General features: G+C 70.3%; 11 protein-coding genes, 1 tRNA gene and 1 riboswitch. Of the genes, 8 read left to right on the plus strand and 4 right to left on the minus strand.

Annotated features, from left to right (window positions below):
- Position 1: 1 nt before the first annotated feature.
- Both NIE79_RS05765 and NIE79_RS05770 read right to left on the minus strand, forming a co-directional pair.
- Positions 2-1,747: a class E sortase gene (locus NIE79_RS05765; protein WP_238677551.1), complete on the minus strand. Its 1,746-nt coding sequence runs from the start codon at positions 1,745-1,747 to the stop codon at positions 2-4.
- Complete coding sequence (locus NIE79_RS05770) at positions 1,744-2,544, minus strand: DUF881 domain-containing protein (RefSeq protein WP_238677552.1); 801 nt, start codon at positions 2,542-2,544, stop codon at positions 1,744-1,746. The genes NIE79_RS05765 and NIE79_RS05770 overlap by 4 nt, the downstream gene beginning before the upstream one ends.
- A 218-nt stretch (positions 2,545-2,762) precedes the next feature.
- Here NIE79_RS05770 and NIE79_RS05775 point away from each other — a divergent pair, with 218 nt between their 5' ends.
- The 5 genes from NIE79_RS05775 (at position 2,763) to NIE79_RS05795 (ending at position 9,040) form a co-directional block, all read left to right on the plus strand.
- Positions 2,763-3,029: a cell division protein CrgA gene (locus NIE79_RS05775; RefSeq protein ID WP_091396337.1), complete on the plus strand. Its 267-nt coding sequence runs from the start codon at positions 2,763-2,765 to the stop codon at positions 3,027-3,029.
- A gap of 206 nt (positions 3,030-3,235) precedes the next feature.
- Positions 3,236-5,434, plus strand: coding sequence for a (Fe-S)-binding protein (locus NIE79_RS05780; protein ID WP_238677626.1), 2,199 nt, complete (start codon positions 3,236-3,238; stop codon positions 5,432-5,434).
- 105 nt (positions 5,435-5,539) lie between these two features.
- Complete coding sequence (locus NIE79_RS05785) at positions 5,540-6,865, plus strand: hemolysin family protein (protein ID WP_238677553.1); 1,326 nt, start codon at positions 5,540-5,542, stop codon at positions 6,863-6,865.
- Positions 6,858-7,859, plus strand: coding sequence for a hemolysin family protein (locus tag NIE79_RS05790; protein ID WP_238659890.1), 1,002 nt, complete (start codon positions 6,858-6,860; stop codon positions 7,857-7,859). The genes NIE79_RS05785 and NIE79_RS05790 overlap by 8 nt, the downstream gene beginning before the upstream one ends.
- 167 nt (positions 7,860-8,026) lie before the next feature.
- Complete coding sequence (locus tag NIE79_RS05795; RefSeq protein ID WP_238677554.1) at positions 8,027-9,040, plus strand: C40 family peptidase; 1,014 nt, start codon at positions 8,027-8,029, stop codon at positions 9,038-9,040.
- A 55-nt stretch (positions 9,041-9,095) separates the two neighbouring features.
- Here the strand turns inward: NIE79_RS05795 and NIE79_RS05800 are convergent, their stop codons facing one another.
- On the minus strand, positions 9,096-11,078 hold the full coding sequence (locus tag NIE79_RS05800; RefSeq protein WP_238677555.1) for an N-acetylmuramoyl-L-alanine amidase: 1,983 nt from the start codon (positions 11,076-11,078) through the stop codon (positions 9,096-9,098).
- A 235-nt stretch (positions 11,079-11,313) separates the two neighbouring features.
- Positions 11,314-11,449, plus strand: a riboswitch (cyclic di-AMP (ydaO/yuaA leader).
- 13 nt (positions 11,450-11,462) lie between these two features.
- Here NIE79_RS05800 and NIE79_RS05805 point away from each other — a divergent pair.
- On the plus strand, positions 11,463-12,503 hold the full coding sequence (locus tag NIE79_RS05805) for a C40 family peptidase (protein ID WP_238677556.1): 1,041 nt from the start codon (positions 11,463-11,465) through the stop codon (positions 12,501-12,503).
- Between the two features lie 73 nt (positions 12,504-12,576).
- On the opposite strand, the gene dcd is transcribed toward NIE79_RS05805, so the two are convergent.
- Positions 12,577-13,155: a dCTP deaminase gene (dcd, locus tag NIE79_RS05810; protein ID WP_089018323.1), complete on the minus strand. Its 579-nt coding sequence runs from the start codon at positions 13,153-13,155 to the stop codon at positions 12,577-12,579.
- Between the two features lie 99 nt (positions 13,156-13,254).
- Here dcd and NIE79_RS05815 point away from each other — a divergent pair, with 99 nt between their 5' ends.
- Both NIE79_RS05815 and NIE79_RS05820 read left to right on the plus strand, forming a co-directional pair.
- Positions 13,255-13,812 (plus strand): pyridoxamine 5'-phosphate oxidase family protein, encoded by a 558-nt coding sequence (locus tag NIE79_RS05815; RefSeq protein ID WP_238677557.1) that lies wholly within the window; start codon positions 13,255-13,257, stop codon positions 13,810-13,812.
- Between the two features lie 253 nt (positions 13,813-14,065).
- Positions 14,066-14,139, plus strand: a tRNA-Gly gene (locus tag NIE79_RS05820).
- Positions 14,140-14,291: the final 152 nt, after the last annotated feature.

Here is a 14,291-nt window from a genome sequence, read left to right on the forward strand (position 1 = left end):
GTCAGCCTCCCAGCTCCGCCGGGCGGCCCGCAGACTTGGGTTGGGTGCGGTCCAGTTCGGCGTGGATGATCAGGCGCTGGTAGTTGTCGAACTTCGGGTTGCACGTGGTGAGGGTGAGCATCCGTTTGGTCGCCTTCTTGTCCGGCTCGCCGGGCACCGGCGCCACCACCTCGACCTGGGTCGGTCGGACGATCCGGGACTGCGACACCCGGTAGACGTACCAGTCGGTCTTGCTCTCGACCACTATCGAGTCGCCCTCGTCCAGCTCGTCCAGCCGCCAGAAGGTGGCCCGGTTGCGGTGGCCGGCGACGGAGAAGTTGCCCACCTGGCCGGGGAGCGCGCTGGTCGGGTAGTGGCCCGGGGCGAAGCGGATGTCCTGCTGAGTGACGCCCTCGACGACGACCCAGTTCTTGTCGAGCTTGGGGATGTAGAGGCCCGCGAGCGGCTTGCCGCGTACCGGTGGGGACGGTTTGACGCTCGGGCCGACCGACGGGGCCACCGTCGGGTCGTCGGTCGGGCCCCACGCCTGGGCCAACTGGTTGTTGAGGTCGTTCTGGTGGGCGTCGACGATGGCCGACTTGCCCCACACCTCGTACCCGGCGAAGAGCAGAACCACCAGGCCGAAGGTGATCAGGACTTCGCCGGTGACGCGGACGCCGGTGCGCAGTCGCGAGCCGAACGACGGGCGGGTCAGCTCGGAGTAGACGCTCTTGTAGCCCTCGCCGGTCTGGTGCGGCCGGAGTTGCACCACCCGCTCGCCGCGTCGGGGTTGGGGAGGGTCGGCGGGGTTGGCGCCGGCCGGCTCATCCGGGACCGCGGTGCGGGGGACGGCACCCATCAACGCTGTCGAGTCCATGGTCGGGGGCCTGCTGGCGGGTGTGGCGGGCACCGCCGGAATCAACGCGGTGGCGGCCGGGTCCGCGCCGCTCGGCGGGACCCGTCCCGGCCCGGTCGACGGCACTCGGCTGGGCCCGGTCGGTGCGAAGCCTTCCGGCCCGGCCGCCGCGACGCGGTCGGGGGCGGCCGGGGAAACCGGCGTGGCCGGGGAGCCGGTGGGTCGGGCGGGCCGGGCGGTGACCTGCGGAATGTACGCCGTCGGTGAGTCGGCCAGCGGCGGCGTCGAGGGGCCGGAGGAGACCGGCCGGTTCGGCGTGCCGGAGGTCGCCGGCCGGGTCGGCATCGGCATCCCGCCGGGCGTGGCCGGACGGGTCGGTGCGGCACCGGGTGGGTTGCCGACGCCCGGTGGGCGGGTCGGTGCGGCACCGGGTGGGTTGCTGGTGGTCGGTGGTCGGGTCGGTGCGGCGCTGGGCGCGGTCGGTCGGGTGGACGCGACGCTGGGCGCGGGGGGCCGGGTCGGGGCGTTGCCGGGGGCAGGGGGCCGAACCGGGCCCTGGTTGCTGGCGGTTGGGCGGCCGGCGGCGGCCGCGGGGGGGACCCCGGCGCCGCCGTGCGGGCCAGACCCGGCAGCTGTGCTGCCCGGCCAGGGCGGCGGCGCTTCGACACCGGGGCGGCCCGGGGTCTCGGTCGGCTGGGGTCGACTGGCGCTCGGCTGCGGCGGCTGCGGCGGCTGCTCGGCTTGCGGCGGCTGCTCGGCTCGCGGAGGATGCAGCACCGGCTCGGGCCAGTTGCTGGCGGGAGTCGGTCGGCCCGGTGCGGACTCGGGCCGGTCGAACTTGGGCAGGAAGGCGGTCGGCTCGTCGGTCTGGTCCCGGTGTCGCCCGTCGCGTCGCTCGTCCGGCCCGCTCACTTGGGCACCGTAGCCGAGCGCAGGGCGGTGGAATCCTCGAATGCGGGAACTCGCACCTCGGAGGCCGTCTCCTTGTAGCCAAGCTGGTAGTCGTCGACCGCGTCCTTGAACAACCGGACTCCCTGAGAGCTGGCGAGGGCCTGCTGGAGGGCAGCGGGATCGCCGATCGCTACGATCTTGAACGGGGGGGAGTACACCCGGCCGTGAAGTAGCAGGGTGTTACCGACGCAGCGTACCGCGCTGGTGGTGAGCACGCGGACATTCATGATTGACATGGCCTCGGCTCCGCCGGCCCAGAGCGCGTTGACCACCGCCTGAACGTCCCCCTGGTGCACCACCAGGTCGTCGTTGCTGGCGTCCGACTGCGTCTGGTCCAGTTGTGGCGCGTCGTTCAGCTCGACGGTGACCCCGGGCCCGCCGAGGGCGGTGAACCCGGCGTTCTGGAGGCTGCCCTGGGCGCGATTCTGCTGATCCTTGATCGGGGCGTCCGAGCCGGCCAGGGTGTTGGTCCGTTGCTCGACCTCGCCGCGCAGCGTGGCGGCGCGGCGCTCGCTGGCGGCGACCTGTTCGCGGCGGTCCTCGATGAGTTGGTTGAGCTGGGGGCGCCGGTCCTCCCGGAGAGCGGTGCCGCCCGCTGTGGTCGCGGTGGTGGTGAAGAGCAACCCGGCCGCCGCGGCGATCAGGGGCACCCCGATCGACCAGCCCGGACGGCGTTGGCGAGGTCGCCGGGGCAGCAGCCCGGCAGCGGCCCGTCGGAGGACCTTCTGCCAGGAGGTCGCGCCGGATGTGTACTCCACCGAGCGTTCCTTCCGCGTGTCGGGGATCGGTCCGTGCCGGCTGGGCCGGTACGAATAGTTCCGCCTCTTTCGGTCACTCCGTGCACCGGCCCGACCCCATTCGTGGTCCGGGCGGCCAATCGGGACTACGCTAGCTCTCGAACATTATTGGCCATGGACCGTCGCCCCCGCGCCCGGTTGTCAGGCCGGACGAGGTCGTCACCCCTCTGGAGAGCGCCGTGCCCAAGTCTCAGGTCCGTAAGAAGAAGGTGTACACCCCGCCGACGGACGTCCGTCCGACGACGACGTCCTCGTCGTCGCGCAAGCCTAGCCCGGTGTGGTTGCCGATCACCGCGGTCGCCTTGATCGTCGTCGGCATCGGCTGGCTGGTTCTCTACTACCTGTCCGAGCAGGAGTACCCGGTCATGGCGTGGGGTTACTGGAACCTCGCCGTCGGCTTCGGTGCGATGGTCGCCTCGCTGGCGTTGCTCTCCCGCTGGCGCTGATCCGAGCGGACCGTCGCGTCGGCGGTCCCACGTCACCCCGCCGAGCCCCTGCCCAGCAGGATCGGGTGGGGCCCCTTATGGTGTGCGCAGGCAGCGCGGCCTACTGCGAGATGACTCACGTTACTGCTGGGTAACCTTCGCGTAGGCTGCACTGCATGACCGAGCAGAGCGAGGTCATCAGGCAGCAGACCGGGGAGGCCAACTCGATGGGCAGCGTCCAGATCGTCACCACGATCCTCGCGGCCGCCATCACCGCCGTGGCGGTGTGGCTTGCGGTGCGTGCGGTCCTGAAGATGGTGGCAGTCATCCGGCTCGGGCAACCCGCGCCGGAGCGGTTCTCCGACAAGGTCGCCCGCGCCAGGACGATGCTCGTGGAGACGGCCGGCCACACCCGGATGCTCAAGTGGGGCGTGGTGGGCGCCGCGCACTGGTTCGTGATGGTCGGCTTCGTCGTGCTGTCGCTGCTGGTGCTCGAGGCGTACTTCGAGGTGGTCACCACCGACGGCGGTCTGCCGATCATCGGGCACTGGACGATCTTCGGTCTGGTCACCGAGATCATCGGGGTGCTGGGTCTGGTCGGCATCCTGGTGCTGATGGCGATCCGGCTGCGTAACCGGCCGACCCGCCCGGGTGGGCGGTCCCGGTTCACCGGCTCGACCATGTGGCAGGGCTACTTCGTCGAGTGGATCGTGCTGTTGGTCCTGATCTTCGGCTTCGTGATCCGGGGCTTCAAGGTCGCCACCGACCACTTCGAGTTCCCGTTCTGGGCCACCCCGGTCAGCCACGCGGTCGGTGCGGTGCTGCCCGACTGGGCGGACGGCGTCAGCGTCGCCGCAGCCATCAAGATCATTATTTCGATGACGTGGCTGATCGTCATCTCCCTGAACGTCACGATGGGCGTCGCCTGGCACCGCTTCCTGGCGTTCCCCAACATCTTCTTCAAGCGGGAGCCCGCCAAGCCGGCCGGCTCCGGTCTCGGCGCGCTGCGCCCGATGACGAGCCAGGGCAAGCCGCTCGACTTCGAGGAGGCCGACCCGGAGAAGGACCAGTTCGGCGTCGCCCACGTCGAGCAGTTCAGCTGGAAGGGCCTCCTGGACTTCAGCACCTGCACCGAGTGCGGTCGCTGCCAGTCGCAGTGCCCGGCCTGGAACACCGGCAAGCCCCTGTCGCCCAAGCTGCTCATCCTGAGCCTGCGCGACCACGCGTACGCCAAGGCGCCCTACCTGCTGGCCGGCGGCGGCAAGGACCTGACCGGCGAGGAGAAGGCCACCCAGGCGCAGCTCGCCCACCTGGACGTGCTGGCCCTCGCCGAGGCCGACAAGCCGTTGATCGGCACCGCCGAGGAGGGCGGTGTCATCGACCCGGACGTGCTCTGGTCCTGCACCACCTGCGGCGCCTGTGTCGAGCAGTGCCCGGTGGACATCGAGCACGTCGACCACATCGTCGACATGCGCCGCTACCAGGTCCTGATCGAGTCGAGCTTCCCCTCCGAGGCCGGCGTGATGCTGCGCAACCTGGAGAACAAGGGCAACCCGTGGGGCGCCCCGCAGAACACCCGCGAGGACTGGACCAAGGGCCTGGACTTCGAGGTGCCCCGGGTCGGCGAGGTGGACGACTTCGAGTACCTGTTCTGGGTCGGCTGCGCCGGCGCGTTCGAGGACCGGGCCAAGAAGACCACCCGGGCGGTGGCCACGCTGCTCAACGAGGCGGGCGTGACGTTCGCGATCCTGGGCGAGGGCGAGACCTGCTCCGGTGACCCGGCGCGCCGGATCGGCAACGAGTTCGTCTACCAGATGCTCGCCCAGCAGAACGTGGAGACGCTGAACGAGGCGTTCGAGGGCCGGGACAAGGCCAAGCGCAAGATCGTCGCGACCTGCCCGCACTGCTTCAACACCCTGGGCAACGAGTACGGGCAGCTCGGCGGGGAGTTCGAGGTGGTCCACCACACCCAACTGCTCGCTCACCTGGTCGCCACCGGGAAGCTCACGCCGGTGCAGCCGGTCGACGGCGGCGTCACCTACCACGACCCCTGCTACCTGGGTCGACACAACCGTGTCTTCGCGGCCCCCCGGGAGGTGCTCGGCGACGCCATCGCTGGCGAGCTGACCGAGATGCCGCGTAACAGCGAACGCTCCTTCTGCTGCGGTGCTGGCGGCGCCCGGATGTGGATGGAAGAGAAGATCGGCAAGCGGATCAACGTGGACCGGGTCGAGGAGGCCATGGCCACCGGGGCGAAGACGGTGGCGGTCGGCTGCCCGTTCTGCTCGACGATGCTGAACGACGGGGTCAACGGCAAGGGCGCCGGCGAACAGGTCGAGGTGATCGACGTGGCGAGCGTGCTGCTCCGTTCGGTCAAGCCCGAGCAGTCGCAGGGCGGCAAGGAGACCGCGCCGGTCGGCGGCTGAGACGCATACCCCTGGGATCTGTTCATCGACGGCGGGCGGCCCCCTGAGGGCCGCCGCCGTCGTGCAAGAATCTCGCCGAGGTGAGGCGACATCGACGGCCTACTCTTGACGACGTTGTTGCCCCTGGTCGGCTTCGTAGCCCTGACCGCGGGCAACGCGTTCTTCGTCGCGGCCGAGTTCGCCCTGGTCACTGTCGACCGGGCGGAGATCGACCGGCGGGCCGCCGCGGGCGACCAGGCCGCCCTGACGGTACGCACGGCGTTGCGCGAACTCTCCTTTCAGCTCTCCGGGGCGCAGCTCGGCATCACCATCACCGCGCTGCTCACCGGCTACCTGGCCGAGCCGGCCCTGGCTCGGCTCTTCACCCCGCTGCTGCGCCCGCTGGCCGGAGACAGCACCGAGCGGCTCACCCCGTTCATCGCGTTGGCCCTGGCCACGCTGATCTCCATGCTCTTCGGCGAGTTGGTGCCGAAGAACGCGGCGCTGGCCCGGCCCATGCCGGCAGCGCTGGCCACGGCCGGCCCGATGCACACCTTCTCCCGGACGTTCGGCTGGGTGATCCGAGGGTTGAACGGATCGGCGAACCGACTGGTCCGGGCACTCGGCGTGGAGCCGCAGGAGGAGTTGGCCAGCGCCCGCTCGCCGGAGGAACTGGGCCTGCTGGCGGGTATCTCGGCGCGGGCCGGGGCCCTGCCCACCGACACCGCGATGCTGCTGCGTCGCACCATCCGCTTCGGTGACAAACGGGCCGCGGAGGCGATGACCCCCAGGGTGGACGTGGTCGCGCTGCGCGCCACGGCCACAGTGGCCGAGCTGCTGGAGGAGTCGCGGCGGACCGGGCGGACCCGCTTCCCTGTGTACGAGGAGACACTGGACCTGGTGACCGGCGTGGCCGGCGTGCCGGACGCGTTGGGCGTGCCACTGGCCGACCGGGCGTCGACCCGGGTCGCCGCGGTGGCCCGTGAGCCGGTGTACGTGCCGGAGAGCCTGAACCTGGACGGTGTCCTGGCCGCGCTGAAGGCGGCCGGGGCCGACCTGGCCATCGTGGTCGACGAGTACGGCGGCACGGACGGCGTGGTGACCGTCGAGGACCTCGTCGAGGAGCTGGTCGGAGAGATCGCCGACGAGTTCGACCCGGCGAGCGTGGACGACCACGGGTCGGCCGAGCTGACAGTGCCGGGCGATGAGCGCACTGTGCTGGTCGACGGTGTGCTCCGCTCCGACGAGTTGGCCGAGCAGACCGGCTTCCGGCTGCCCGAGGGGCCGTACGAGACGTTGGCCGGGTTCCTGATGGCCCGGCTCGGGCACATCCCGCTCGCCGGCGAGACGGTCGAGACGGGCGGCTGGGAGTTCACTGTGGTCGAGGTGGAGCGGCACCGGATCGAGCAGGTCCGGGTGTTGCGCCCGGCGGATCCGGACGACGATGACTGAACTGTTGGTGACAGTGCTGCTACTGCTCGGCAACGGGTTCTTCGTGGGCAGCGAGTTCGCGCTCATCGCGTCCCGCCGGACAGTGATCGAGCCGCTGGCCGCCGGGTCGAAACGCGCCCGCTGGGCGTTGTCGGCGATGAACCAGATCCCCTTGATGATCGCTGGCGCGCAGCTCGGCATCACTGTCTGCTCGTTGGGTCTGGGCGCGATCGCCGAGCCGGCGTTGGCCCACCTGCTGGAGCCGCCGTTCCACGCGGCCGGCCTGCCGGAGCGGGCGGTGCACCCGGTGGCGTTCGTGCTGGCACTGGGCGTGGTGGTCTTCCTGCACACTGTCGTCGGCGAGATGGTTCCGAAGAACATCACGCTTGCCGGCCCGGAGGTCTCCGCGCTCTGGCTCGGCCCGGCGATGCTGGCATTCTGTGTGGCCACCAAACCGTTGTTGCTCGCGATGAAATGGGCGGCCCGACGGGTGCTCGCGTTCTGGCGGATCGAGGCGTCGGAGGCGGTGAAGACGGTCTTCACCGCCGAGGAGTTGGCCGGGTTGGTCTCCCAGGCGCGAACCGAGGGGCTGCTCGACGCGGAGCAGCACGCGCGGATCACCGGCGCGCTGGCCCTGCACGCGCGGACGGCGGCGGACGCGCTGCAACCGTGGTCGACTGTGGTGACAGTGGCCGAGGACGTGTCGCCTGCGTCGCTGGAGGTGCTGGCGACCCGGACCGGCCGGTCCCGGTTCCCGGTGGTGCAGCGGTCGACCCGTCGGGTGCTCGGCTTTGTGCACGTCAAGGACGTGCTCGGGTACGCCGGGCAGGGTCGCCGGTCCCCGGTGCCGGCCGACGTCTACCGGCCGCTGGCGGTGGTGCCGCCGGAGCGTACGTTGGCCGATCTGCTGCTGGCCATGCGCCGCGAGCGGCGGCACATGGTGCTGGTCAGCGACGGGCGACGGCCGCTCGGTGTGGTCACTCTTGACGATGTATTGACCGCAATCGTTGGCTGATGGACCAATACCCTTGGTGTGCAAGCGGTTGCACGACAGTGATGGTTACGGCGCTCACCTTGATTACCGCCTCAAGCTTCCCTAATGTGGGGCACCGACCGCTGTGGGTCGTCTGCCTCGGCCCTTCCCTCACGCGAGGCGCCCGGCGGTCGGTTGCAAAGGAGTCGGTGCCGGTGGCAACCATGCCCCCTCATCGTCACGACCTGTTTGCGTCTGCTCGCTCTGGTGGCCTGCGCCGCGCCGCGCACCGGGTGCTGATCCTGGTCGCTGCGGCGGCGGTCGGCGCCGGTCTGCTGACCGCGCCGGCACATGCCGCGCCCACGGTCGACGAGATCGAGGCGCAGATCGACAAGAAGTGGGAGCAGTTGGAGCCCACTATCGAGCAGTACAACAAGGTCCGGGCGCAGCTGAAGGTCAACCGGCAGAAGTCGGCGGACCTCCAGAAGAAGATCGAACCGCTGGCGCTGCAGAGCGAAATGGCGCTCAACCGGGTCGGCGACCTCGCCTCCCGCTACTACATCTCGGGCCCGTCGCACGACATTGGCGCGCTGCTGGTCAGCGCCAAGCCGGACACGCTCACGGAGCAGCTCACCATCCTCGACCGGCTCGCTTCACAGGAGCGCAAGCAGGTCGAGGGCGTGCTGGCCGTGCGGGCCAAGTACGACGGCGAGAAGCAGAAGCTGGACGCGCTGATCGTCACCCAGACCAAGCAGCAGAACGAGCTGGCGGCGAAGAAGAAGCAGATCGACGCCGAGATCAAGCAGCTTGAGGCGTCGATGCCCAAGACCACTGTCAAGACCGCGGCCTGCCCGACCATCAACGGGGTGTTCAGCGCAGCGGCACGCACCGCGATCAAGACCGCCTGCGGCAAGGTCGGCAAGCCGTACGTCTGGGGTGCCACCGGGCCGAACTCGTTCGACTGCTCGGGGCTGACCCAGTACGCCTACAAGGCGGCCGGGATCTACCTCACCCACCACACCGGTGACCAGTGGAACGAGGGCAAGGCCGTCTCGCGAGCCGATGCCCGCCCCGGTGACCTGGTCTTCTTCTTCTCCGGCCTGAGTCACGTCGGGCTGTATCTGGGGAACAACACAATGGTGCACGCGCCACGTGCCGGTAAGCCGGTGCAGGTGTCCAGCATCAACACCATGCCTGTCGCCGGGTTCCGCAGACCTGGCTGATCCACCTCGCGCAACACGAAGGCCCCCGGTCACCGACCGGGGGCCTTCGTGGTTCTCAGCGGGGCGCGCCGACCGGGGACGGCAGCAGCTGCACGTCGGCGAGGTCGACGTACATGATCCGGTGGCCGAACTGGATCTGCGCGTACCGGTTCTTGCCGCGAATCACCGTCCAGTCGCCGGGCGAGGAGCCGTCGAACGTGCTGGCCCGGTAGTACTCGCCGGCCAGCACCGCGCCGACGGCGTACCGCTGCCCGGCCGCCAGGGTGTACTGCAGCGGCGAGATCGCCTGGTAGGGCACCCCTTCCGGGTACGCGGACTGCTCCGGGTACGCCCGTCCGTAGACCGGAATGGTGGTCCGTCCGGGCTTCGGCGTGGCCACGACGCCGACGGTCCAGCTGGCGGTCGGCGCGGACGCCGGGTTGTGGAACCAGGCCCGCTGCCCGAGGTACCAGATCGCCGTCCAGTCGCCCTGCCGTCCGGCCAGCGCGTACGTCTGCCCGGCGGACGCCCGGGCCCCGTGGTCCGACACGACCATCGTGTTCGGGCTGCCGTCCGGGCGGAGCGCGATGTCGTTTACCAGCGGCGCGTCAGCGGACGGTGCGCTGCGCAGCACCACCGCCGAGGAGCCGCGTGGCACGCAGGGCACGCCGGGGGTGACGCAGTCGGTGAACGCCGGCTGGTTGGTGGCGTAGTCCGGGTCGATTCGGACCAGCCCGGTGGCCGGGGTGCCGGTGTCCAGGCGAGGCGCGTGCAGCAGGTCGAAGTAGTGCGTCCAGTCCCAGTACGGGCCCGGATCCCAGTGCATCCCCCGCACTGTCGAGGGAATGGTGCCGGGCACGTTGTCGTGGCCGATGATGTGCTGGCGGTCCAGTGGGATGCCCAGCCGCAGCGCCAGGTGCCGGACCAGCTTCGCCGAGGTCCGGTACATCGCCTCCGTGTACCAGGTGCCCTGCGCCGCGAAGCCCTCGTGTTCCAACCCGATCGACTTCGCGTTGACGTACCAGTTGCCGGCGTGCCAGCCGACGTCCTTGGTCTTCACGTGCTGGGCGATGTGCCCGTCGACCGAGCGAAGCGAGTAGTGCCAGCTCACGTAGGTCGGATCCTGGACGAGTCGCAGGGTCGTGGCCCAACTCGCCTCGGTGTCGTGGATGACGATGTACTCGATCTTCTGCCGCGCGGGTCGGTCGGAGAGGTCGTGGTTGCCGTAGTCCCCGTCGCCGAACGCCTCGTAGGGTGCCGGGATCCACTCGCAGGAGATGGTGCGGGGGCACTCGACCCCGTCCGGGCGCGCCAGCCGGCGCAGGCCCAGCCGGTCCAACCAGGAACGCTCGGGCCGCACCACGCGGGCCGGCAGGGTGATCCGCTGGCCGTCGTCGGTCACCCGGGCTTCGCCAGCGCCGATGGTGGTGAAGACCTCGTCGGCGAAGGCCGCTGCGGCGTCGGCGCTGTCCGCGCCCGAGTAGCGGGCCACCGCGCCGTACCAGGCCGCCGGGTCGGTGTCCGCGCCGACCGGCGCGCCCAGATCCCTCTGGTACGCGCTCAGCAGCGCGGCCCCACCCCGGATGTTGAGGCCCGCGTCGGTGCGCAGTGCCTCGGGGGTGGCGCCGGTCAGCGTGGCGGCGGCGTCCACGGTCTGCAACGCGGCGGTGGACGGCGCGGGGGCCTCGACCGGGCGGGGCGCGGGCACCCGGGCGGGACGGGAATCGTCGCCGCGTGGATCCTCGGCACCGGCGTCGTGGTGGCCCCGCCCGGGTAGGGCGGCCACGTGCCGCGCGTCGGTCAGGTGCATCGGGCCGTAGCCGCCACTGGTGCTCGGTGTGCCGGCGTTGGTGTCCCAGCGCGACTCCAGGTAGGAGACGCCGAGCAGCACGACGGCAGGCACGCCGTACTCGGTGGCCGCTGCGGCGTACTGCTGCTGGCGGTCGGTGTTGGGCGCGGCGGCGGCCGGGCCGACGGAGAGTGGCACCGTTGTCGCGGCGGCGACCACGGTGGCGGCGAGCAGTGCGCGCCAGCCGGCCGACAGGGTTGGATGGTGCATCGAACCCCCTAGATTCTCGCGGAGTGAGGTCAGGTCACCATCGCGCCGTCCGGGAGGTCGCGTCAATACCTTTCTATCTATCGAAGTAGATGGAAAGAATTCTTCACACACGGTCGGTGACCTAGTCCAATCCGTACGGAGTGTCACGGCCGCACGGGTTGCGGATCGGTAACAGGCGTCTCTACTCTGGTCATTTGTCGGCCCGACAGCAGCTCCGCCCAGCCCGGGCGGTAACGGACCGACACCGCCGAGTCGTTTCCGAGCGAACCGGGGACCCAGGTCCCTCGGGGTGAATCCGCAGCCACTGCGGTAGGGCGCCGACTTCCCGCCCGAACCCGTCAGCTAACCCGGTAGGCGGTCAGGAAGAAGGAGTACGAGACCCCGGTGGCACTCCATGCCCCGCGGCCGTCGTCCGAGCGGTCGGCATCAGCCGGCCCGACGTCGATCGCGCCGCGCCCACGCTGGTCCCGCTTCACCACCGCTCTCGCCGCGCTGGCCGGCATCGCCGTCGTCCTGACCGGCAGTGCCACGGCGGCTCACGCCGACCCGTCCGTCGCCGAGATCGAGCGCCAGATCGACGCCGACTGGAACAAGCTCGAACCGATCATCGAACGGCACAACGCCACCCGCACCGACCTCGCCGCGAAGCGCAAGCAGGCCGACGCGCTGGCCGCCCGGATCACTCCGCTTGAGCGCCAGGTCGACGCCGCGATGGACAAGGTCAGCGCCCTGGCCGTACGCGCCTACAAGGGCGAGAATGTCTCGACAGTCAACGCGGTGCTGGGCAGCCGGTCGCCCAGCGAGGTGGTCGGCCAGCTCGAAATGCTCGACCGCTTCGCGCACAACCAGCAGAAGGACGTACGCCAGGTGGCCGACCTGCGCGACCAGCTGGCCGCGCAGAAGGCGCCGCTGGACGAGATGGTGGCCCAGCTGACCCGCACCGAAGCTCAGCTGGCGGCGAAGAAGAAGCAGATCAACGACGAGATCGACCGCCTCCAGAAGCTGCGCCTCAAGGTGTACGGCAGCGGCGGCGGCGGTCCGCTGCGTCCGGCGCCCTGCCCGGGCAGCTACCCCGGCGGCGCCGCGGGCACCGCTGTCAAGTTCGCCTGCGCGCAGATCGGCAAGCCCTACGTCTGGGGTGCCGAGGGCCCGAACTCGTACGACTGCTCCGGGCTGATGCTGGCCGCCTGGGCGAAGGCCGGCGTGTCGCTGCCGCACAACGCCGCCGCGCAGAGCCGGGTAACCAAGAACGTCAGCAAGGGCGACCTGCGCCCCGGCGACCTGGTCTTCTACTACAGCGACATCCACCACGTCGGCATGTACGTCGGCGGCGGCTGGGTGGTGCACGCCTCGCAGGCCGGTCAACCGGTCAAGATGAAGAAGGTCGACGACGGCCCGATCCACAGCTACGGCCGCCCAGGCTGACCCCTGGTGACCGAGGGGCCCGTCGCGATCCGTCGCGGCGGGCCCTCGTCGTCTGTGTTCTAGCGGGTGGGCCTCAGCGGGTTGGCCAGGTGCGCCAGTGCTGCCAGGCGCGGCTGGGCGTCGGCCCCCGCTGGCCCTGGTAACGCGAGCCGTAGACCACCGAGCCGTACGGGTGCTCGGCCGGCGAGGAGAGCCGGAAGATGCAGAGCTGCCCGATCTTCATGCCCGGCCACAGGGTGATCGGCAGGTTCGCCACGTTCGAGAGTTCCAGCGTCACGTGGCCGGAGAATCCCGGGTCGATGAAGCCGGCGGTGGAGTGCGTGAGCAGCCCGAGCCGCCCCAGGGAGCTCTTGCCCTCCAGTCGACCGGCGAGCTGGTCACCCAGCGAGATGACCTCCAGCGTCGAGGCGAGCACGAACTCCCCCGGGTGCAGCACGAACGGCTCACCGTCGGGAACCTCGACCACCGATGTCAGGTCGTCCTGCTGCATGGCCGGATCGATGTGGGTGTAGAGGTGATTGTTGAAGACCCGGAACAGCCGGTCGAGTCGGACGTCGATGCTGGACGGTTGGACCAGGGTGGGCTCGAACGGCTCCAGGCCCAGCGTGCCGGCCTTGATCTCGGAGACCAGGTCGCGGTCGGAGAGCAGCATCGGACCACCATAGCCGCGCTGCCAAAAGTGGCCGGATTCGGTGCCGGTGACCAGCGCGCCGAGGTCGCTGCTCGTACATTTGTTCGATAGAATGCCCACATGGCTTCCTGGTCCGAATTCGCCGCCGACGAGCCCCGACTCGCCGACGGGATCCGCGTTCTCCTCCAGCAATACGGGCCGGGCTTCGGCTATCTGGCCACGGTCCGCGCCGACGGCGGGCCCCGCGTCCATCCGGTCTCCCCGGTCATCACCGCCGAGGGGCTGTTCTGCTTCATCATCGACTCACCCAAACGCCGCGACCTCGAACGTGACGGCCGTTACGCGCTGCACTCGTTCCCTGCGGAGGAGAGCGACGACGAGGCGTACGTGGCGGGCCGCGCCCGTCCGGTGACCGATCCGGTCCGGGTGGCGCAGCTGGCGCAGAGCGCCCGGGCCGAGCCGCAGGTCGACTGGCGGCTCTTCGAGTTCACTGTCGACGTGGCCATGCTCACCCGCCGCGAGCAGCACATCGCGGGCATTCCGGGCCTCCCGCCGGGTCGGCCGGCCGTTCGGGTGTGGCTCGACCCAAACGTCCCGCCGCCGGTGGCCGCGCCCCTCGCCGTCCCGCAGGCGCGCCCTACCCGCCTCAGCCGTGACGTCCAGTACACGGCCGCCTGACCACAGCCGGAAGATCATCGGTGCCGGCCCCGTCGTAACGGAGCCGGCACCGGGCGTCCGCGCAAGCCCCGCGCCCCGCCCCCGGCGGTGATCAACTCGACGTCAAGAAAATCGCGGTGTCCCAGCGCTCCGGATGCCCCGACTTCCAGAAAGCCGAGTGGATCAAGCCGGGCGGAGCGGCACGTGGACACCTGCGGCCGGCAGGGGTACCTGGGTGCACGGGCTCGACGACTCGGGTACAGTGGTGCCGCTTGCGGGTGTAGTTCAATGGCAGAACATCAGCTTCCCAAGCTGACAGTGCGGGTTCGATTCCCGTCACCCGCTCCACTGCGAAGGCCCTGGCCAGGACGAGAGTCCTAGCCAGGGCCTTCGATGCTGTTGCGGCCAGCAGCGCTCGCGGCCGACAAGACCCTGAAGGCCCCGAACCCCGGCCGTTCCTGCGTTAACCTCGCTGCCCTCCCAGAGCGTTCAAGTGGTGG

This window comes from Micromonospora trifolii (assembly GCF_022229005.1).
GTDB classification, from domain to species: domain Bacteria; phylum Actinomycetota; class Actinomycetes; order Mycobacteriales; family Micromonosporaceae; genus Micromonospora; species Micromonospora trifolii.

What these genes read in the sequence shown, in the direction of transcription:
- NIE79_RS05780 (WP_238677626.1), top strand. Translation starts at nt 3,236, where the DNA reads ATGGGCAGCGTCCAGATCGTCACCACGATCCTCGCGGCCGCCATCACC.
- NIE79_RS05790 (WP_238659890.1), top strand. Translation starts at nt 6,858, where the DNA reads ATGACTGAACTGTTGGTGACAGTGCTGCTACTGCTCGGCAACGGGTTC.
- NIE79_RS05800 (WP_238677555.1), bottom strand. Translation starts at nt 11,078, where the DNA reads ATGCACCATCCAACCCTGTCGGCCGGCTGGCGCGCACTGCTCGCCGCC.
- dcd (WP_089018323.1), bottom strand. Translation starts at nt 13,155, where the DNA reads ATGCTGCTCTCCGACCGCGACCTGGTCTCCGAGATCAAGGCCGGCACG.
- NIE79_RS05815 (WP_238677557.1), top strand. Translation starts at nt 13,255, where the DNA reads ATGGCTTCCTGGTCCGAATTCGCCGCCGACGAGCCCCGACTCGCCGAC.